The organism is Flavobacterium ginsengisoli (assembly GCF_029625315.1).
Classification (GTDB): domain Bacteria; phylum Bacteroidota; class Bacteroidia; order Flavobacteriales; family Flavobacteriaceae; genus Flavobacterium; species Flavobacterium ginsengisoli.
This window is the reverse complement of the sequence record NZ_CP121110.1, coordinates 4,036,480-4,057,564: the sequence shown is the minus strand read 5'-3', so window position 1 is coordinate 4,057,564 and position 21,085 is coordinate 4,036,480. Positions and strand designations below refer to the sequence as shown.

The 21,085-nt window shown below is 33.7% G+C and carries 13 protein-coding genes and 3 pseudogenes; 10 read left to right on the top strand and 6 right to left on the bottom strand.

Annotated features, from left to right (window positions below; genetic code table 11):
- The first annotated feature begins 118 nt into the window (after positions 1-118).
- Entirely contained in the window at positions 119-2,614 is a 2,496-nt protein-coding gene (locus P5P87_RS18990) for a DUF5686 family protein (RefSeq protein ID WP_278020267.1), read from the top strand.
- A gap of 145 nt (positions 2,615-2,759) precedes the next feature.
- Here the strand turns inward: P5P87_RS18990 and P5P87_RS18985 are convergent.
- The 4 genes and pseudogenes from P5P87_RS18985 to P5P87_RS18970 all read right to left on the bottom strand — a co-directional run bounded on the left by P5P87_RS18985 (position 2,760) and on the right by P5P87_RS18970 (position 7,043).
- Positions 2,760-5,031: pseudogene (locus tag P5P87_RS18985) on the bottom strand (cation:proton antiporter).
- A 117-nt stretch (positions 5,032-5,148) separates the two neighbouring features.
- Complete coding sequence (locus P5P87_RS18980; protein WP_198855421.1) at positions 5,149-5,868, bottom strand: LytR/AlgR family response regulator transcription factor; 720 nt, start codon at positions 5,866-5,868, stop codon at positions 5,149-5,151.
- Positions 5,831-6,592: a sensor histidine kinase gene (locus P5P87_RS18975; RefSeq protein ID WP_198855420.1), complete on the bottom strand. Its 762-nt coding sequence runs from the start codon at positions 6,590-6,592 to the stop codon at positions 5,831-5,833. Before P5P87_RS18975 ends, P5P87_RS18980 begins: the two co-directional genes overlap by 38 nt.
- Before the next feature lie 4 nt (positions 6,593-6,596).
- Positions 6,597-7,043 (bottom strand): hypothetical protein, encoded by a 447-nt coding sequence (locus P5P87_RS18970; protein ID WP_278020266.1) that lies wholly within the window; start codon positions 7,041-7,043, stop codon positions 6,597-6,599.
- Between the two features lie 274 nt (positions 7,044-7,317).
- Here P5P87_RS18970 and P5P87_RS18965 point away from each other — a divergent pair, with 274 nt between their 5' ends.
- The 3 genes and pseudogenes from P5P87_RS18965 to rpoN all read left to right on the top strand — a co-directional run bounded on the left by P5P87_RS18965 (position 7,318) and on the right by rpoN (position 13,176).
- Positions 7,318-9,684 (top strand): efflux RND transporter permease subunit, encoded by a 2,367-nt coding sequence (locus P5P87_RS18965; RefSeq protein ID WP_278020265.1) that lies wholly within the window; start codon positions 7,318-7,320, stop codon positions 9,682-9,684.
- A gap of 446 nt (positions 9,685-10,130) precedes the next feature.
- Positions 10,131-11,578: pseudogene (gene asnS / locus P5P87_RS18960) on the top strand (asparagine--tRNA ligase).
- A 137-nt stretch (positions 11,579-11,715) separates the two neighbouring features.
- Positions 11,716-13,176 (top strand): RNA polymerase factor sigma-54, encoded by a 1,461-nt coding sequence (gene rpoN / locus P5P87_RS18955; RefSeq protein WP_278020264.1) that lies wholly within the window; start codon positions 11,716-11,718, stop codon positions 13,174-13,176.
- Positions 13,177-13,241: 65 nt separating this feature from the next.
- Here rpoN and P5P87_RS18950 read toward each other — a convergent pair whose 3' ends face one another.
- Both P5P87_RS18950 and P5P87_RS18945 read right to left on the bottom strand, forming a co-directional pair.
- The gene (locus tag P5P87_RS18950; protein ID WP_198855416.1) at positions 13,242-13,661 is read right to left on the bottom strand and encodes a hypothetical protein; all 420 of its coding nucleotides are present in this window, start codon (positions 13,659-13,661) and stop codon (positions 13,242-13,244) included.
- A 44-nt stretch (positions 13,662-13,705) separates the two neighbouring features.
- Entirely contained in the window at positions 13,706-14,296 is a 591-nt protein-coding gene (locus P5P87_RS18945) for a thymidine kinase (protein WP_095928508.1), read from the bottom strand.
- A 236-nt stretch (positions 14,297-14,532) separates the two neighbouring features.
- On the opposite strand from P5P87_RS18945, the gene P5P87_RS18940 reads away from it, so the two are divergent.
- The 6 genes and pseudogenes from P5P87_RS18940 to P5P87_RS18915 all read left to right on the top strand — a co-directional run bounded on the left by P5P87_RS18940 (position 14,533) and on the right by P5P87_RS18915 (position 20,903).
- A complete protein-coding gene (locus tag P5P87_RS18940; RefSeq protein ID WP_278020263.1) occupies positions 14,533-15,591 on the top strand; it encodes a hypothetical protein in 1,059 nt (352 codons plus the stop codon).
- A 45-nt stretch (positions 15,592-15,636) separates the two neighbouring features.
- On the top strand, positions 15,637-16,353 hold the full coding sequence (gene rsmI / locus P5P87_RS18935) for a 16S rRNA (cytidine(1402)-2'-O)-methyltransferase (protein WP_278020262.1): 717 nt from the start codon (positions 15,637-15,639) through the stop codon (positions 16,351-16,353).
- Positions 16,354-16,439: 86 nt separating this feature from the next.
- The gene (locus P5P87_RS18930; protein WP_008465164.1) at positions 16,440-16,784 is read left to right on the top strand and encodes a HopJ type III effector protein; all 345 of its coding nucleotides are present in this window, start codon (positions 16,440-16,442) and stop codon (positions 16,782-16,784) included.
- Positions 16,785-17,035: 251 nt separating this feature from the next.
- Positions 17,036-18,739, top strand: a pseudogene (gene recJ, locus P5P87_RS18925) (single-stranded-DNA-specific exonuclease RecJ).
- Positions 18,726-20,009, top strand: coding sequence for an MFS transporter (locus P5P87_RS18920; RefSeq protein WP_278020261.1), 1,284 nt, complete (start codon positions 18,726-18,728; stop codon positions 20,007-20,009). The pseudogene recJ and the gene P5P87_RS18920 overlap by 14 nt, the downstream one beginning before the upstream one ends.
- Positions 20,010-20,903 (top strand): alpha/beta hydrolase, encoded by an 894-nt coding sequence (locus P5P87_RS18915; protein WP_278020260.1) that lies wholly within the window; start codon positions 20,010-20,012, stop codon positions 20,901-20,903.
- Positions 20,904-21,085 lie beyond the last annotated feature (182 nt).

The window sequence follows — 21,085 nt, the reverse complement described above, 5'->3', positions numbered from 1 at the left end:
TGAGATTGAGATAAAAATAAAAAATCCGTTTGGTTTATTGTACCAGACGGATTTTTTTATTGCTATTTTTGCATACGAAAATTAATTTCTTTTCGTTTTTGAAACTATATCATTCTGTATGAAGCTATTTTGTTTTTTGACTTTGTTTTTTACGCTTACCCTTCAAGCGCAAATTCAAATAAACGGAATCGTAACCGATTCAAACAACAAACCTCTTCCGTTTGCCACCATTACCACTTCAGAAAACAATAACACAATTACAGATGTTGATGGTAAGTTCATTTTTAAAATTAGCAGTTCTGCCACGTCACTTACTGTTTCTTATATAGGTTTTCAGACTAAAACTATTGCTTTAATCAATACTAAAACTTTTTATTCGGTAGCACTTTTACAGCAGACAGATGACTTAAAAGAAGTTGTGGTTTCTAATGAAAACCCTGCATTAACTATAATAAAAAAAGTTATTGCTAATAAGTCGATCAATGATCCGCAGAAAAAGCTTGATAATTTTGAATACAAAACCTACAACAAACTAATTGTAACTGCAAATCCCGATTCGATTGACGGACGTATCGATACTTCGGCGGCGTATAAAGATTTAAATAAAAAAATCATCAACATCGATTCGTCTGATTATAAGTTTAAAGAAATTGTCAGTAAGCGACATTTATTTCAAACAGAGAAAGTTTCTCAATATCAATTTGGAAACAACAAGTTAAAAGAAACCGTTTTAGGAACCAAAATTGCTGGTTTCAAACAGCCTATTTATGAAGTTTTAGCTTTCAACCTTCAATCTATTTCGATTTACGATTCTAAATACGAATTGTTCGAAACTAAGTATGAAAATCCTATTTCGAAAAATGCACCTTCAAATTACAATTACAAACTGTTAGATACTGTTAGTATTAAAGGCCGTGACACGTATATGATTTATTTTAAAAATAAGTCAAGACACAGAGCTTCTGGATTAGAAGGAGTCTTATATATCGATAAAGAAAATTTTGCTGTCGCGAAAGCTGTAATGCGAATTAAAGGTGTTTTGGATATCAGTGGGATACATGAATTTGAATATATTCCGAAAGAAAAAATATGGTTTCAGAGCAATACCACTTTCAAAATCGTAAAAGGAAAAAATGATGACGACATCAGAATTCTTGGAGGAACCATTCAATTTGATGGAGACGTTGAAGAGAATTTTGAATCGCGAAAAAAAGTAGCTTCAGATTTTACTTATCTGCTTTCTGAAAGTAATAGTTTTGATATTCGTGTTAACACCAACAACCCAATAAAAAACCCATCTCTTTATATCGAAATTAAAGACGATGCGGCAAAAAAACCAGAAAGTTTCTGGGAAGCCTATAGAAAAGAAAATCTTGATTTAAAGAGCCAAAAAACATATCTGCTATTAGATAGTCTTTCTATTCGAAATCGAATCGAAAAACGTTTGGGAATTGGCCGAAAAATCATCAACGGCTTCTACCCGATTGGTCCTGTCGATTTGGATTTGAAAAAAATCATAAGCTATAACAATTACGAAGGTTTTCGTCTTGGCATAGGCGGTATTACAAATGACCGTTTATCTAAAAATTTCCGTCTTGAAGGCTATACCGCTTACGGAACAAAAGATGGTGTTTTTAAATACAGCGTTGGAGGCGGTGTTTTATTAGACAAACATACCAATACTTGGTTTAATGGCTATTATGCCGACGATGTTCGAGAAATTGCAAGTACTGTCTTTTCGGTTGATAGACGTGTTTTTAAAATTTACGATCCTCGCCCTATCAACATTAGCACATTTTATGAATATACGGGATGGAGAGGAAATGTTCAAACCAAATTTATTCCGAAAACTGAGGCTATTCTGGAGCTTTCACGAAATTATATCGAGCCAAAATTTGATTATCTTTTTAATCTTAACGGAAAATTATATTCCAATTATGTTATGACCACGGCAATGCTTTCTATTCTATGGGCACCCTTTAGCAATTACATGCAAACTCCGACAGGAAGAACTGAAAGCGATAAAAAATTTCCGAGGTTTACTTTCCAATACACACAATCTTTGCCAAATGTTTTTGATAATGATTTTACTTTTAGCAAAATAGATTTTAAAGCAGAATACGAAAAAAAGTACTTAAATCGTCAAAAAACAAGTTTGCTTTTACAGGCGGGTTATGCAATGGGAGATGTTCCAATTACGCATTTGTACAATACAGCTCCGAATAACTTAACTAAAGAAACCGTTATTCAGCGTATTACTTTTGCAGGAAGAAACTCTTTTGAAACCATGTATTTTAATGAGTTCTTCTCGAGCCAATATCTAATGTTTCAAATTAAACATGGTTTTGACCGAATTACACTTTTCAAAAAAGTACGACCATCTCTTGTTATAGTTTCTAGAATGGCTTGGGGAAGTATGGAAAAACCAGAACAACATGTTGGTCCAACTTACAAAACGCTCGATAAAGGTTATTTTGAATCGGGAATCGAATTGAACAGAATTTTTAAGGGCTTTGGTTTAGGCGGATTTTATAGATATGGGCCAAATCAGTTAATGAAATTTGAAGATAATATCGCGGTTAAGATTTCTTATGTTCTTGATTTAGGACTTTAATTTCGAAATTTCAACTTACAATCTTTGGACATATAACTTTGTCAAAGTTTAAAATTTTGACAAAGTTATGCGCCATATAAAAAATCCCAAACTCCAATAGGTAAAATTGGAATTTGGGATTTTTATTTATTAAAATTTTAAAACTTTATGGTTTAAGAATTAAAACCGATGGTGAGTTATTCAACCAGATACTTTGAGATTCTATTAATTTTTTCCAACTATCTAAACTGATAATCATTAGATCTTGGCTTTCTAAAAATTCTTTCTTTAGTGTTCTGTCATTCATAATCATGATATGATTGGGTGCAATCTGCTCGATAGAACGAATTGTTTCCTGAATTTCTCTAGTATTTTTCACTTCTCCTCCAGCATCTAAAACCGTAATTTGAGAACCGTTGTTATTAATTAGCTTTTTAGCATATTCAATTAAAAAAGCATCTTCTTTACTAAAAATCGGCATCAAAACCTGATTAACTTCCTCTAGATCTTTATCAATAAAAATTCCAACCGGCATTTTTGATTTTAAGATAATATGGCGCGTTCTTTCATCAAACGGATTATTTTCAAACAAACCTTCTTTTCCTGTAAACTTATCAATCAAACGATCTGGATTTACAATTCTGGTTGTAAACCCAAGTATTTTACCAAGCAAAGTTCCATCAAAAATAGATTGCCCCAAACCAACCAGCAATAAGTCATATTCACCCTGATTTGCTGTATCAATAATATCCGAATCAATATCACTAGAAACTTTATGCAAACTCACCATATCCTGATTCAATGCGTGCGACTCTTCAATTACCGAAGCGACATTTTTTTCTCATGCTCTTTCACATCAAAAGAATGTATTTCGGTACTTAAAGACAAATGCATTGCCGTTACAATCGAATTATCAGCTTGTTTTTTCACCAAACTATTCGCAATTTTAAGCAGTTTCTTTCCTTTTTCTGGAGTTGCAAACGAAAGCAGAATCTTGTATTTGCTTTTGCTTCCTATTTCCTGCTGAACGGCTGTTATTTTATCTTTAAAAATAAATTCGATAAAATCTAACGCTGGACCTGTCATGAAAGTAGTCACCAACGCCATAATTACCATCATAGTAAAAATTTCTGCTGACAATACTCCCAGATCATAACCGATATTTAAAACTACCAATTCCATTAAACCTCTTGTGTTCATCAAGGCACCAATAGCCAAACTGTCTTTCCAGTTTTGTCCCATAAATTTGGCGACCAAAGCACTTCCGAAGAATTTACCAACTACGGCAACCAAAATAATTAAACCTGTAATCTTCCATAATTCTGGATCATTCAGCAATCCTATTTGTGTACGCAAACCTGTAAACACAAAGAACAGTGGCAATAGAACAATAATTGAAACGTCTTCAACTTTTTCGATAAATAAGTTTCTGAATTTGTTGTTTTCTGGCATAATTGCTCCAGCAAGAAAAGCTCCAAACAGAGCATGAATTCCAATTAACTCAGATGCATAAGCAGAAATTAAAAGTGTAATAAAGAAAATGGCAACAACGGGTTTATTTAAACTTTCTCGAGTTGCATTTAAATCTCCTACCCTTTTTAAGAACGGACGAACGATTTTTAGCATTATAATTACATACAAAATCGCCATTCCGATTACGTATAATGAACTCGAAAGCGAACCTGCTTTTACAATGGCAATAACAACAGCCAAAATACACCAAGCCGTAATGTCATCTGCAGCGGCACAGGTAATGGCAATAGTTCCTAATTTTGTTTTCTGCATTCCGCGTTCTTGAACAATTCTAGCCAAAACCGGAAATGCTGTAATACTCATGGCAATTCCCATAAATAATCCGAAAGAAGAAAACTCAACTCCCAATGGAGCATACGTTTCATAAATAAAAAAGGCAAGCGATAGACCTAAAGCAAATGGAATTACAATACTTGCATGACTGATTACAACGGCATCATGCGCTTTGTTTTTCAAGACTTTCAAATCCAATTCCATTCCGATAACGAACATAAACAGAATTAAACCAATCTGACTTAAAAACTGTAAATTTCCTAAAGATTCTTTTGGAAATAAGGTCGCTGAAAACTCTGGAAAATACATTCCGACCAAAGAGGGTCCTAAAACAATTCCGGCAATCATTTCGCCAATTACCGATGGCTGTCCGATTTTTTCTAAAAAACCATCCAAACAAACGCGCCACTAAAATGATCGTCACGATCTGTGCCAATAAAATGGCTAAAGGATGCTTGCAGGTTTTCAATCATCGAATGAAGAAAGTCTTTCCAATGATTGCTTTCAACACTTTTCTTTACAATATTACGTCCTACTTCTAATGAGGCACCTTTTGAAATTACCCAATATATTAGTGCGGTAAAGCCGCCAATAACTGTTACATAAAATACAGAGTTCTTTATATTATTCATAAACTCGTTCTTTAGATTTAATTAACGCAAATATCCGTACTGTGAATTTAGTGAAAAAGCAATTCACTTGTTAATTTCGATCGCATGTAACAAGTCGGGAAAAAATTGTAATAAGTTTTAGAGTTTTACTTTCTTTAAAAAGTCAGCTCGATAAGTTTCGCTTAAGATTAGAGTGATGTTCTTATTATTTTCTTCTAAATGGTGCAGTACAATTTCGTTATGATTAAAGAACTTTATTGCTTTTACCGCTACGATTTCTTTTTTATTGATTCGGCAGAAATCAGCATCAGGCAATTCGTTTAAAAGCGTATCGAATTTTACATTTTTCAAATTCAAAAAACTTCCATCAGCAAGCAAAACCGTTTTGTCTCGACTATCGCTCGCGGCAGTTTTTACATATTGGATTTTATTAAAGTACAGCAACGTTTTTCCTTTATCAGTATTCAGCTGAATGAATTTTTTATCCGAATTTGATTTTTCAAAACGCTCCAACGCTTTTGCAATTGCCTTTTGCAAACGCTCCAATTTTACAGGTTTTGTAATATAATCTACAGCATCGATATTAAATGCTTCGGCTGCATATTCTTTATACGCTGTGCAGAAAATCACCAATTTGTCCTGCAATTTTTCTGCCAAATGCAATCCGTCAATTCCGGGCATTTCAATATCCGAAATCAGCAAATCAAAATCAAGGTTCGAAAAATCAGACAGCAATTTCTCGGGATCATTACATGTTTTTACGATTTCCAATTCAGGAATCTGTTCGCAAAGCATTTTTAGGTAAGTTAACCCTGGAAGCTCATCGTCCAGAAGCAAGCATTTCAGTTTTGTATTCAAGCAAATCAATTTTTAGATGGGCAATATAAACATCGTTTTCTATAAACCTATCGAGTTTGAAATTATTCTTATAAATAATGCGAAGACGGTGTTCAAGTGTTGCGTGACCAATACCGCTGCGTTCTTTTTTTAGCACTTTTTTATCTGAGATTTTGTTTGAAACCGTCATAAAAAAAGCATTGTTTTTAAACTCAAAAACTACCGAAATAAAAGCATCTGCACTTTGTAAATCTGCATGTTTGAAAGCATTTTCAATTAAATCAATAGAAATTAAAGGTGCCAATAAAGGCTGATCGTACAATTTGTCTTCTTGATTAATATTAGTTTTGACTTTCAGCTCAAAAAGCGGACTGATTTTGATTTTATTGATTTCGATCAAATTCAATGCAAAATCAATTTCTTCTTTTGCAGTTACAAACTTTTTTTTGCTTTCGTAAAGAATATAATCCAAAACATTGGCCAATTTATCCAAAGCAAAATAAGTCTGGTAAGCATGAGACTGAATAGAGTTTAGAATGTTCTTAAATAAATGCGGATTTAGTTTCGATTCTAAATTTTCTAATTGCAAATCGTTTACTTTAGATTCTAAAGCATAAAAGCTTTTTTCGGCATCGTCTTTTGCTTTTTTGGTTTGCATTAATTGATAAATCATAAAACAAATGATAACAATTAAAAGCAAAAGAATTGCTAGAAAAATAAACGTTATGGTATTATTATTTTGCATGTTTTTAAGATTGTAAACTTTCTTTTAATGACATTTTATAATTAAGCAAAATTCCGGTTGTTAGCACCAAAATACTGGATGCCCACAAATAATATCCTAATCCAAATGAAACAATCTTGGCCAGTGCACCACTTTCAGCTCCTAAAATTTCACTCCAAAAAGCAAAAGAAATAGCTAATCCAGATGCAATTAAACTCAAAAGAACTGCTTTTTCATTATTTTTCAGGAAATATATAATAGCCAAAAGACATAATGGATTGGCCAACCAAATAATTTCTTCAAACAATCCGCCACCCAAAAAAGCTATTGCACCAATCAAGAAATATCCTAAAGCCGAATCGTTTCTTACTTCTCCACTATAATTTACAACAATTGCATCTTGTGTTAATGAAACAAAAAGTAAAAGTAAACTTATGGCAATGGTTAGAAATTTAATCTGTTTTGAATCCATTTGTACTGAGTTTTAAGGAAAATAGAAAATCTAATCTGCTGTAATCTGTCAAATCTGCATGAGAATTTGCAAAAAATAAAGATTCAAATTTATTCCGCTATTATTCGAAATTAATTGCAAATATGAGAAAAGCTAACGACTAATCGATAAAAAGCAAGCAAATTGTCCCATTTTAAAGATGATATATTTTGTGTTAACATAAAGTAAAATAGAAAGGAATATTTATGATTTCGAGCACTTTTCACTACATTTGCATCCATTTTTTAAAGATGTTATGAAAAACACTATTCAAGTTGGATTTTGGGAAAAATTAGCCCGAATCATACTTAAAAACAGAATTACGATTCTAGTTATACTTTCTGCTTTGACTCTTTTCTTTGGTTATCAGTGGAAGAATCTTGCTATGACTTATACAGAAGCTAACTTGCTTCCAAAAGATCATATTGCAAATAAAGATTATCAAAAATTCCTTGATAAGTTTGGTGAGGAAGGGAATCTTATCGTTATTGGTTTTAAAGATCCTAAATTCTTTACACCAAAAAACTACGCCGCATGGAATGAATTGATGACAGGTTTGAAAAAATCTAAAGAAGTTGATTTAGTAGTTTCTTTAAACGATTTAAAAAAGCTTGAAAAAGATACTGTTAACGAAAAATTTGTTTTAGCGCCTTTTATTGATCAAAGCAAAGTTCTGGATCCTACTTATTTAAAAGGCATTCAGCATGAATTATTCAATAATTTACCTTTCTATGAAGGTCTTTTGTTCAATAAAGAAAGCGGAAGTATTCGCTCTGCGGTTTACATCAATAAAAATTTGGTAAATACTGCTAACAGAAAAACTTTTATCCTAGAAAATCTAGTTCCGAAAATCAATAAATTCGAAAAAACAACCGGAATTGATTTGAAAGTTTCGGGAATGCCGTACATCAGAACGATCAATGCGGACAATATGAAAGGCGAAATCGGACTTTTCATTGGAGCGTCTTTATTGACCGTTTCTCTGATTTTCTTTTTCTTCTTCCGTTCGTTTAGAGCTACGTTTATTTCAATCTGTATTTTGATTGTTGGTGTAACTTGGTCTTTTGGAACGCTTGGATTATTCGGATATAAAATCACGATTTTAACAGCTATAATTCCGCCGCTAATTATTGTAATCGGAATTACAAACTGTATATTCCTGATTAATAAATACCAGCAAGAAATTAAACTGCATAACAATCAAGCAAAAGCATTGCAACGCGTTATTTCAAAAATTGGACATTCGACTTTTATGACCAATTTAACGGCTGCAATTGGTTTTGCAACTTTGATGATTACAGGAAACGAACTTCTTTTTGAATTCGGATTGGTAACTTCTATCAATGTGCTTTCTGTTTATACTTTGACACTTTTCATCGTGCCAATTATTTACAGTTTTATGCCTTTGCCAAAAGAGAAACATTTATATCACTTAGACAAAACTTATATTTCGACACTTTTAAATACAGTTACAACTATTGTTAAAGGCAAAAAGACAATTGTATACTGTATTTATGCGGTTCTATTTGTTGTGAGTTTGAATGGAGTTAGACAAATGAAAGTTTCGGGAAGTTTGATTGGCGAAATGCCGAAAAGTGCTTCTTTCTTTAAAGATATTTTATTTTACGAAAAGGAATTTAACGGAGTAATGCCTCTTGAAATTATGGTGGATACCAAAAAGAAAAAAGGTGTTATGAAAGCTTCAACTATTCGCAAAATGGATGAATTGCAGAATACGATTTCTGAAATTCCAGAATTAGCAAAACCAGTTTCTATAGTAAACTTGGTAAAATATTCTAAACAGGCTTTCTATAACGGAAACCCAGAATATTACCAATTACCGACTTCGCAAGAGCAGACTTTTATTTTAAGTTATGCTAAAAATGCGACGAAAAACAGCAAAGAAAATTTAATGAAAGCTTACGTTGATTCGACTGGACAATATGCCAGAATCACTACTTTCATGAAAGATATTGGAACAGATGAAATGGCAAAAGTAGAAGGAAAGCTTCGCAAGAAAATTGACGAAATTTTCCCAAAAGACCGCTACGAAGTTACGATCACAGGAAAAGCATTGGTTTTCCAGAAAGGAACAACTTACTTGGCGCATAACTTAATTGAATCATTATTGTTTGCGATTTTAACTATTGCAATTTTAATGCTGTATTTATTCCGTTCGTTCAAAATGGTAGCGACTTCTTTGATTACAAATATTTTACCGCTTTGCATTACTTCGGGATTAATGGGTTATTTTGGAATTCCGTTAAAACCTTCAACGATTTTGGTATTCAGTATCGCTTTCGGAATCTCGGTTGATAATGCCATTCAGTTTATGGCGAAATACAAAGATGAATTGACTCAAAATAAAGGAAAAGTAAAAAAATCTGTTTTCAGCGCTTTAAGAGAAACTGGAGTAAGTACATTCTACACTTCTATCGTTTTGATCTTAGGTTTTGCCACTTTTACTTTATCAAGCTTCAGCGGAACAATTGCTTTAGGAGGATTAATTTCTTGTACTTTGGTTTTTGCGATGTTTGCTAACTTGGTTGTTTTACCATCGTTGGTTTTGACTTTCGAAAAGAAGAAAACGAAGAAAGAAGAATTGGAGAATTTAGAGAAATAATTTTTTGTTTGCCACGAATTTCGCGAATTGGCACGAATTTAAAAAACATAAATCTTTGTCAAAGTTTTAAACTTTGACAAAGAAAGATAGTAGCACAGTTTGTCATTCCGAGGAACGAGGAATCTCACACGAAGCTCGACAAAGATTTGCCACAATATTGTCATTTCGACGAAGGAGAAATCTCCGCAAGTAGCTCCGCTCAGTAATTCATAACTTTGTCGAGTTTCTTACGAAGATTTCTCCTTCGTCGAAATGACAAAACAAGAGAAATTTCTTCTTTTGAAACCAAATACCCTAGCCTCGATCGTAGCGACATCCTTTCTATTTTTCCTTTAAAAATAGAAAGATATAGCGAAGAGCGGGAAACAGCTTCAAAAATTAATTATTATCGATTATATTTGCAGTTGTTCAAAACGAATATTATTTAATATCAATTATATATAAAAATGAAACACACAAAAGTTAGAGACTTATTAAACAGTACGACGACGTTACAGGAAGTGAATGCAAAAGGATGGGTGAGAACTTTTAGAAATAATCAGTTTATCGCTTTAAATGACGGTTCTACCATTAATAATATTCAATGTGTTGTTGATTTTGAAAATACACCAGAAGAAACTTTAAAAAGAATCACAACTGGAGCAAGCAGTTTCTGTAATTGGAACTTTGGTTGAAAGTAAAGGTGCAGGTCAGAAATACGAAATTCAGGTGAACAAACTTGAAATTCTTGGAGATTCTGATGCAGAGAAATTCCCAATGCAACCTAAAAAACACTCTTTAGAATTTTTACGTGAAAATGCGCACTTGCGTGTACGTACAAATGCTTTTGGTGCGATTATGCGTGTGCGTTCGGTTTTATCTTATGCGGTTCACAGCTATTTCCAACAAAAAGGTTTCGTATATGTAAACACGCCAATTATTACTGGAGCTGACGCTGAAGGTGCTGGAGAAATGTTCCAAGTTACTTCTTTACCATTGGATAATCTTCCAAAAAATGAAGAAGGAAACATTGATTTCAAAAAAGATTTCTTTGGAAAACACACTAACTTAACGGTTTCTGGACAATTAGAAGGTGAAACTTTCGCAATGGCTTTGGGTCAGATCTATACTTTTGGACCAACGTTTAGAGCGGAGAATTCAAACACTTCTCGTCACTTGGCAGAATTCTGGATGATCGAGCCGGAAGTTGCTTTCAACGACCTTGATGACAACATGGATTTGGCTGAAGATTTTATTCAGTACGTAATTAAATATGCTTTAGACAACTGTAAAGACGATTTAGCATTCTTAGAAGGAAGACTTCTTGAAGAAGAAAAATCAAAACCACAGGCGGAAAGAAGCGAAATGGCTTTGTTAGAGAAATTGAACTTCGTATTGGAGAACAACTTCAAACGTGTTTCTTATACAGAAGCAATTGATATTTTAAGAGATTCAACTCCAAATAAAAAAGAAGAAATTCCAATATTTAATCAACGAATGGGGAGCTGATTTACAATCAGAACACGAGCGATTCTTGGTTGAAAAACACTTTAAATGTCCGGTAATTTTATACGATTACCCAGCAAACATTAAAGCGTTTTACATGCGTTTGAACGACAACACAGAACCAGGAAGAGAAACAGTTCGTGCAATGGATATCCTTTTCCCTGGAATTGGAGAAATCGTTGGTGGTTCTGAAAGAGAAGAACGTTACGATGTTTTGGTTGAGAAAATGGAAAAACTAGGAATTGACAAAGAAGAATTATACTGGTATTTAGACACCAGAAGATTTGGATCAGCAACTCACGCAGGTTTCGGTTTAGGATTTGAGCGTTTGGTATTGTTTGTAACTGGAATGACAAATATTAGAGACGTAATTCCTTTCCCAAGAACTCCTGGAAGTGCAGAATTTTAATCTGAGGTTTTAAGCTACTGAGGTACTAAGATTCTAAGGTTTTAAAATATAATAAAATTTGTTTCAGGTTTCAAGTTTCAAGTTGCAAGACGTTCTTCAACCTGAAACTTGAAACTTGAAACTTTTAACAAAATCAAATGCTAAAGCAATTTTTAAATTTAAAATTATCCCAAAAATTATCTCCACAGCAAATACAGCTGATGAAGTTAATTCAATTGCCTACGCAAGCTTTTGAACAGCGTTTATTAGAAGAAATGAACGAAAATCCAGCGCTTGAAGCTGGAAAAGAAGACGATTACGAAGCTGATGAATACGCTAATGAAGACTACGACGATTATGATGATGCAGAATCTGACAGAATCGAAGCAGACGACATTAATATTGACGAATACTTAAGCGACGACGATACACCTGATTATAAAACTCAGGTAAATAATTATAGTGACGATGAAGAGCGCGAAACACCTTTTGCGGCTCCAATAAGTTTTCATCAGGATTTAATCAATCAGCTGAATACTTTTATTTTGAATGATGAAGAGCGCGAAATCGCTGAATTCTTAGTGGGAAGTATTGATGATATGGGTTACATCCGCAGAAGCATTCCGGATATTGTAGACGACATGGCTTTTACTCAGGGAATTTACACTGATGAAGCAATGGTTGAAAAAATGTTGACCGTAATTCATGAGCTTGAACCTTCTGGAGTTGGTGCACGTGATTTACAGGAGTGTTTGCTTCTTCAATTAAAACATAAAACCCCAACAGAATATGTTGATTTAGCGATCGACATTATCGAAAATCAGTTTGATGCTTTCACGAAGAAACATTACGACAAGCTTTTGCAGAAGTACAGTGTTTCTAACGAACAGCTTAAAAAAGCAATTCACGAAATTGAAAGATTAAACCCAAAACCGGGTGGTTCTTTTGCCGGAAACAATAAAGTAACAGAAAACATTGTTCCAGACTTTGCCATTAGAATTATAGATGGCGAGTTAGAACTGACTTTAAACGGTCGTAATGCTCCATCTCTGCACGTTTCTAAAGATTATCAAGAAATGATGCAGACATACAAAGAATCTCGTGATAAATCGACTGCTCAGAAAGATGCCGTTCAGTTTATCAAACAAAAACTGGATTCTGCTAAATGGTTTATCGATGCGATCAGACAGCGTCAAGAAACTCTTTTTGTAACAATGAATGCCATTATGCATTATCAAGAAGAATATTTCTTAGACGGTGACGAAACCAAACTAAAACCAATGATCTTAAAAGATATTGCTGATATGGTTGGTTTAGACATTTCGACAATTTCACGTGTTGCCAACAGTAAATATGTCGAGACACCGTATGGAACAAAACTAATTAAAGAATTCTTCTCTGAAGCGATGAAAAATGATCAAGGAGAAGATGTTTCAACTCTTGAAATCAAAAAAATTCTTCAAAACACAATTGAAGAAGAAGATAAAAGAAAACCGCTTCCAGATGATCAATTGGCAGAAATCTTAAAAGAAAAAGGTTACCCAATTGCTAGAAGAACAATTGCTAAATACCGTGAACAACTTGATATTCCGGTAGCGAGAATGAGAAAGAAGATTTAATTTTTTACAATAAAAAAAAACCGACAGATTTTAAAGACCTGTCGGGTTTATTTTTTGCTTTTAAATTATTTGTATTGATCTGGCTGTATTCTAACCTCAAACAAAAATGCTTTCTTTTTGTCGCTATAGTGATAAATCAAATCATAATCGTTTTCTCTAAAAACTTTAAGTCCTGGATTTGCCTTTGCCGTACTAATCAAGCTTTTTTCCATTTCTTCCTGAATTACATTTATATCGGCAGTTTCTTTTACAACATTCAACAATGTCAAATTATACTGAACCACTCGGCCTTCAGGCAAACTTACACTGTCTAGTCGCATTCCTTCCTGAATATTTAACGGACAGCTTTTATTATATTTTGCCACCAATTCTACCACTTCAGTATTTACTTCATCTGCATTTTCGGCAAGATAAAACTGAAAATAAGCTACAAAAGCTAATGCAATCCCAATCAATATCAATAATAAAATATTCTGTTTTCTCATACTTTTCATTTTTATTAAAAGGCTTTTATAAATGTAATTTAAATTTATTTTTCCTGATTTTTTTTCATAGCATTAAAATACGCCGCACGACTAAGTGGCTCATATTCTTCGGTTTCTCCAAGCATAACTAATTTATCATTAGCAGTTTTTCTAAAACTATAATTGGCTAGATTTCCTGTGCGTGTACAAACAGCATGAACTTTCGTTACATACTCGGCAGTTGCCATAAGTCCAGGCATTGGACCAAACGGATTTCCTTTAAAATCCATGTCTAAGCCAGCCACAATTACGCGAATTCCTTGATTTGCCAAATCGTTGCAAACCGTTATAATTTCGTCATCAAAAAACTGAGCCTCGTCAATACCAATTACATCACAGCCTTGAGCTAAAATCAAGATATTAGCCGCTGCAGGAACTGGCGTAGAACGAATTTCGTTGGCATCGTGCGACACAACCATTTCGTCATGATAACGGGTATCAATAGCGGGTTTAAAAATTTCGACTCTTTGTTTGGCAAATTGGGCGCGCTTTAATCTTCGGATCAGCTCTTCGGTTTTACCCGAAAACATTGATCCACAAATAACTTCAATCCAACCAAATTGTTCTTTGTGATTTACTGTATTTTCGAGAAACATTTTGTATTTTTCTACCTTTAAAAATGAATAGTTTTTATTACTTTGTACTGGCAATAAATTGATGTAAAAATGTGTTGTTTTACATTTTTTCAAAAGTAGAAAATTTTTATCAAACCTTAAATTCGCGAAAGCGTATTAACAGAAATAAAAAATTATCTTTTGAATTTCCTTGAGAATAGAAACATTCAGACATCAAATACACTAAAATACCTTATTCACTATAATTTTCAACAGTTATGAAAAAAAAATTGGAAGCTGATTTAATTAGCATTGCACATCGAATTTTAAAACTAAAAAACAAATCCGATATCAATCAATTGTACCTTGAAACTCAGAAATTATACGAGAAATTAGCAGTATTAAAATTTGTTGAAGAGAATTTCGACTCTGCAAAACCAACAATCGGGCAAAGCGATATCACTTCTGAATTGGAAACTATTTTCGAAAAAGAAGATGCAATTCCAACTATAATTGAACTTGAAGCTCCTACTGAAGAAAAAGTAATTGCGCTTGAAGAATCTTATGAACCAGAAATTTCAGAAGAAAAAGCTGTTGAACCAATTATTGAAGTTGAAGAACCAGTAATAAAAGAAACTCTCGAACCAATTGCCGAAATTGAAGAACCAGTTGTTGAAGAAATCATTGAGCCAATCGTTGTTGAGATTGAAGAGCCAGCTGCAGAAGAAATTGTTGAACCAATTGCTGAAAAGGTAGAAGAAACTGAAAAACCTGTTGATGATCTTTCGTTTACAACTATCAATGAATTGAAGCCAATTCCAGATTTCAAACCTGCTTTCGAATTGGAAACAGAACCAATCAGAGAAGAAGTTAAAGAAGAACCGAAAATAGAGCCAAAAGCAGAAATTCCAGCACAACCAACTATTCAATTTGAAGATTTTGGTGTTAATTATGCTGATGCACAGTTTGTAAAAGTAGACAGTTTTGAAGCTGTTCCGCCAACGCAAACTCCTTCTATCAGTGATTTTAAAGAACCTAAAAAAGTAGAAACTGCTATTCTTGAAACTCCTGCACAACCAAAGTCGGTTAGTTTGAACGAAAAACTAGCAAGAGGTTTTCATATTGACTTGAATGACAGAATTGCTTTTACCAAAAATCTTTTCGGAAATAGCACAGAAGATTACAGCCGTGTTTTAAATCAATTAATGACTTTTGATTCTTATACAGAAGCTAAAGAATTTATCGAAAACATGGTAAAACCAGATTATAACGACTGGGAAGGAAAAGAGGATTATGCCGAGCGCTTTATGGGAATTATCGAGAAAAAATTCTCGTAAAGACATTTTCACATCTCACATTTTACATTTCACGAATAAACAATTATGTCAAAATTATATATCGTTCCAACGCCAATTGGCAATCTTGAAGACATGACTTTTAGAGCCATTCGGGTTTTGAAAGAAGTCGATTTGATTTTGGCGGAAGACACACGCACAAGCGGAAAATTGTTGAAGCATTTTGAAATTGGCACACACATGCATAGCCATCATATGCACAACGAACACAAAACAACTGAAAATTTAATTGCTCGTTTGAAAGCCGGCGAAACTATCGCTTTAATTTCAGATGCAGGAACTCCAGCTATTTCAGATCCAGGGTTTTTATTAACTCGTGCTTGTGTCGAAAATAAAATCGAAGTAGAATGTCTTCCAGGCGCAACAGCTTTTGTTCCCGCTCTTGTAAATAGCGGACTTCCAAATGACAAATTTGTTTTTGAAGGTTTTCTGCCTGATAAAAAAGGACGTCAGACCAGATTTTTGGCTTTAGCCGAAGAAACTCGAACAATGATTTTATACGTTTCTCCGCATAAACTCGTTAAAACTTTAGCTGAATTTGTCCAATATTTTAGAGAAGACAGACAAGTTTGCGTATCGAGAGAATTATCAAAATTACACGAAGAAAATGTACGCGGAACGGCAAAAGAAGTTTTAGCGCACTTCGAAAAAACAGCACCACGCGGCGAAATCGTAGTTGTCGTGGCCGGAAAAACAATAGAAAAAGAAGCCAAGAAAAGTAAATACTCTAAGGACGAAGAATAATTTTCGCCACGAATTTCACGAATTAGCACGAATTAAATTAGTGGAAATTTGTGTGATTCGTGGCAAAAAAACTAATAACAACAAATATGAGCATACAAGCCTTTTTAGAAAAAGTAAAACAAACTCCAACACAAATTACATTTCCTGAAACTATTGCAGTAATTGAAGAAAATTACAATTTTACTCCAACTGCTTTTCAAAACGGAACACAACATAACGCTGCAGGCGAAAACTCAGGTTCTTGCAAATTATTTTCTTTTGCAAAACTGCAAAATTTAAGCAAAGAAGAAACTTTAGCGTGTTTTGGCGCTTTTTATTTTGAAGAAGTTCTAGGAGATCCAAACGGAACAAATCACCAAAACATTAGAAATTTCATCAATTTAGGTTGGGACGGAATTCAATTTGAAGGAAATGCTTTAGAAGCAAAATAAAACAAAATATATTTCTGCCACAGATTAAATAGATTAACACAGATTAATATGAAAGTTGCCACGACCCGAGCGATAGCGAATAGGCGAAGCAATTACTCGAATTAGCACGAATTAAATTAGTGGAAATTCGAGTAATTCGTGGCAAAAAAATAATCTTTTAAATCCTTTTCATCTGTGGCAAAAAAAAATACCAATCAGATTAAACGATTTCAGAAATCTGAAGTCTAAAATCTAAAATCTAAAATCAACCCATGCGTTGGACTCTAAAACCAAAACCTTCTGAAGATAAGATTAAACATTTAGCACAAGCCTTAAATGTAGAAGATTTTGTTGCAACGCTTTTGATTCAGCGTGGTATTGAAACTTTTGAAGAAGCAAAGAATTTCTTCCGACCATCATTAGAACATCTTCACGATCCGTATTTGATGAAAGATATGGACAAAGCTGTTGCCAGAATCGAACAAGCCATTCAAAACGAAGAAAACATTCTAGTTTTTGGTGATTATGATGTTGACGGAACAACAGCAGTTTCTTTGGTTTCATCCTATTTAAAATCACATTATCCAAATATTGCCACTTACATTCCCGATCGTTATGCCGAAGGTTATGGCATTTCTTACAAAGGAATTGATTATGCAGACGACAACGGAATTTCTTTAATTATCGCTCTCGACTGCGGAATCAAATCCATTGATCATATCGCTTACGCGAAAGCAAAAAATATCGATTTTATTGTCTGCGATCACCACCGTCCAGGAGAAACTCTTCCAGATGCTGTTGCTGTTTTAGATCCGAAAAGAGAAGATTGCTCCTACCCTTACGATGAATTATGCGGTTGCGGAGTTGGTTTTAAACTGATTCAGGCTTTGGGACAAAATCGAAACGAAACTATTGAAGATTTAGTTCCATATCTGGATTTGGTTGCTACTGCAATTGCTGCCGACATTGTTCCGATTACGGGAGAAAATCGTGTTTTAGCATATTTTGGATTGAAAGTTATTAATACCGAACCGAGGCCGGAATTAAAGCTTTAACACATCAAGTAAAAAAGAAAGTTCTCGATATTACAGATGTTGTTTTTATTATTTCGCCAAGAATTAACGCAGCAGGAAGAATTAAACATGGTAATCATGCTGTTGAGCTTTTAACCGAATTTGATTTTGAACAGGCACAACAATTTGCTTCTGAAATTGAACAATATAATGCAGATCGAAAAGATTTAGATAAAAAAATAACTAAAGAAGCTTTCCTGCAGATTATAGAAAATAAAGAAGAAGAACGTTTTTCTACCGTTGTTTTTCAGGAAGATTGGCACAAAGGTGTTATCGGAATTGTTGCTTCAAGATTAATCGAAACATATTATCGCCCAACTTTGGTTTTTACTAAAAGCGGCGACAAATATGCTTGCCTCTGCCCGATCTGTAAAAGGATTTGATGTTTATAATGCATTAGACGCCTGCGCCGAACATTTGGAACAATTTGGAGGCCACATGTACGCTGCAGGAATGACTTTAAAAGCAGAAAACTATCAAACCTTTAAAGAAGCTTTCGAGAAACAGGTTTCAGAAACGATCCAACCAGAAATGCTTACTCCAGAAATTGAAATCGATGCCGAAATCAATTTCTCTGATATAACCCCCAAATTAATTCGAATCTTAAAACAATTTGAACCTTTCGGACCTCAGAATATGACACCTGTTTTTATGACTGAAAATGCGATTGATACAGGTTATGCTAAAACTTTGGGTGCAGAAGAAGAACATTTAAGGCTTTTTGCCAAACAAAACAATTCAGACGGAATCGCCGCAATTGGTTTCGGATTAGGAAAAAAATTAAATATTGTAAAAAATCAAAATCCGTTTCAGCTGGCTTATTCAATTGCTGAAAACGAATGGAACGGAACTGTTTCAACACAACTTATGCTGAAAGACATTAGAACAAATGGAAGAAATTAAATCAAATAAGCCAGATCCATATCAGGCGTTACGTTATAGAGAATTCAATATATTTTTATTATTGCGTTTTGCAATGGTTTTTGCTTGGTCAATGCAATTTATTGTAATCGAATGGGAAGTTTATAGCTTAACCAAAAACCCGCTTTCTTTAGGAATTATTGGTTTAATGGAAATTATTCCTGCTGTTTCAATGTCTTTGTTCGCAGGACATATTGTAGACCAAAGAGAAAAGAAAAGCTTACTGGTAAAATGTATTTTAGGATTTTCAGTAATTAGTTTTGGGCTTTTCTTATTGACTTGGCCAAAAGTAGTTGGAGGCTGGTCTACACATATTATTTTATATTCGATTTACGCTTTAGTATTTTTCGGAGGAATTGTTCGTTCCTTTATGGGGCCAACTATTTTCTCGCTTCTTTCATTAATCATTCCTAAAAAAGTATATCCGAATGCTGCAACTTGGAGTAGTTCAGTTTGGCAAATTGGAGCGGTTATGGGACCAGCATTGGCGGGTTTCTCAATTAACTGGATTGGAGTTCATTGGTCAATGTGCTTGGTTTTCGGATTTTCAATTCTTTCGTTAATTGCCCTATCACAAATCAGTCAAAAACCGATCGTAAATCCGAAAATGGGAGAATCTATAAAAGATAGTCTTATAGAAGGTTTGACATTCGTTTTTAAAAACAAAATTGTACTTGGTGCACTATCACTTGATATGGTTGCTGTACTTTTTGGAGGTGCCGTTGCATTATTGCCTGTTTTTGCACAAGATATTTTGAAAGTAGGATCTGAAGGATTCGGAATTTTAAGAGCTGCTCCTGCTGTAGGTGCTTTCATTACAATGCTAGTTTCTGCTTATGTGCCTTTGTATGAAAATGCTGGAAAAAAACTTTTAATCGCCATTTTTGTTTTCGGATTATCAATTATTTTATTTGGATTATCGACTTATTTCTGGCTTTCTGTTTTTGCTTTATTCTTAAGCGGATTGGCCGATGGAATTTCTGTTGTAATCCGTCAGACTATTTTACAGCTTAAAACTCCAGATCACATGCGCGGACGTGTTGGTGCCGTAAATTCAATTTTTGTCGGATCTTCAAACGAATTAGGCGCTTTCGAAAGTGGTGCAACTGCCAAATTGATGGGAGCTGTAACTTCAGTTGTTTTTGGAGGAAGTATTACGCTTTTAACTGTAGTTTTCACTGCATTGAAATCGCCAACTTTTAGAAATTTAGATTTGAAAAAAGATATGGACGATCATCATAAATTAGAATAGATGAAGTCATTTTTTCTTTCTTTATTTCTAATATTTTTCTTTTTCGCAAAAGGGCAAAATCTCTATATAAAAACCTACGGAAACGAAAAGAACAAACCCTTAATTTTCATTCATGGCGGACCAAGTGGCAACGCAACTTTATTTGAAGGAACAACAGCTCAAAAAATAGCCGATCAAGGTTTTTATGTTATCGCTTACGACCGAAGAGGCGAAGGAAGATCTGCAGATCCAAATGCTAAATTTACTTACGAAGAAGCTTTTCAGGATTTAAATTCGATTTATGCAAAATATCACTTAAAGAAAGCTGTTATTTTAGGTCATAGTTTTGGCGGCTTGGTGGCGACACTTTATACAAGTAAATATCCGAAAAATGTAAGTGCATTGGTTTTGGCGGGTGCTTTATTTTCTCAACAGGAAACTTACGATCACATTTTAAATACGCTGAAGAAAAAGTACAGCAAGGATTCTGAACAATTAAAAAAAATCAGCATTGTTGAGAATCTAAATAAAAACTCAGCTGAATACAGAAAAGAATGCTATGAGCTTGCTGGTGAAAACGGCTTTTTTAAAATGCCAAATCCAACTACAGCATCTAAAAAATTATATGCCGATTATGAAGCTGGCGAATTTTATAAAACTAATATTCGAAATAAAAATGCTCCACTTCTATTCTATCAAAACGAAAAGCAAAACAACATTGATAGTAGGCCTTTTTTAAAGAAAATCAAAACTGCTGGAGTTCCTATTTATGGAATTTACGGAAAAGATGATGGGATTTTTTCATCGGATCAAATCAATTCTCTTAAATTAATAACTGGAGAAAAACATTTCGCTTTTCTTGACAATTGCTCTCATTATTTATTTGTTGACCAACAGGCGAGCATTTATTTCTAAGCTAAAAAATTGGCTGAAATAATCTTATTATGAAATAGAATTCCATAAAAAAACAAAATCACAAAAACTTCATAAATAGCTAAAAATCAAATAGTCATATTGGTTTTTAGCTTTTTTTTATGCTTTTCTTAGTCAAGTATTAATACAAACAGTTCGTATCTTTGTGACCTAAAAAATTTGTC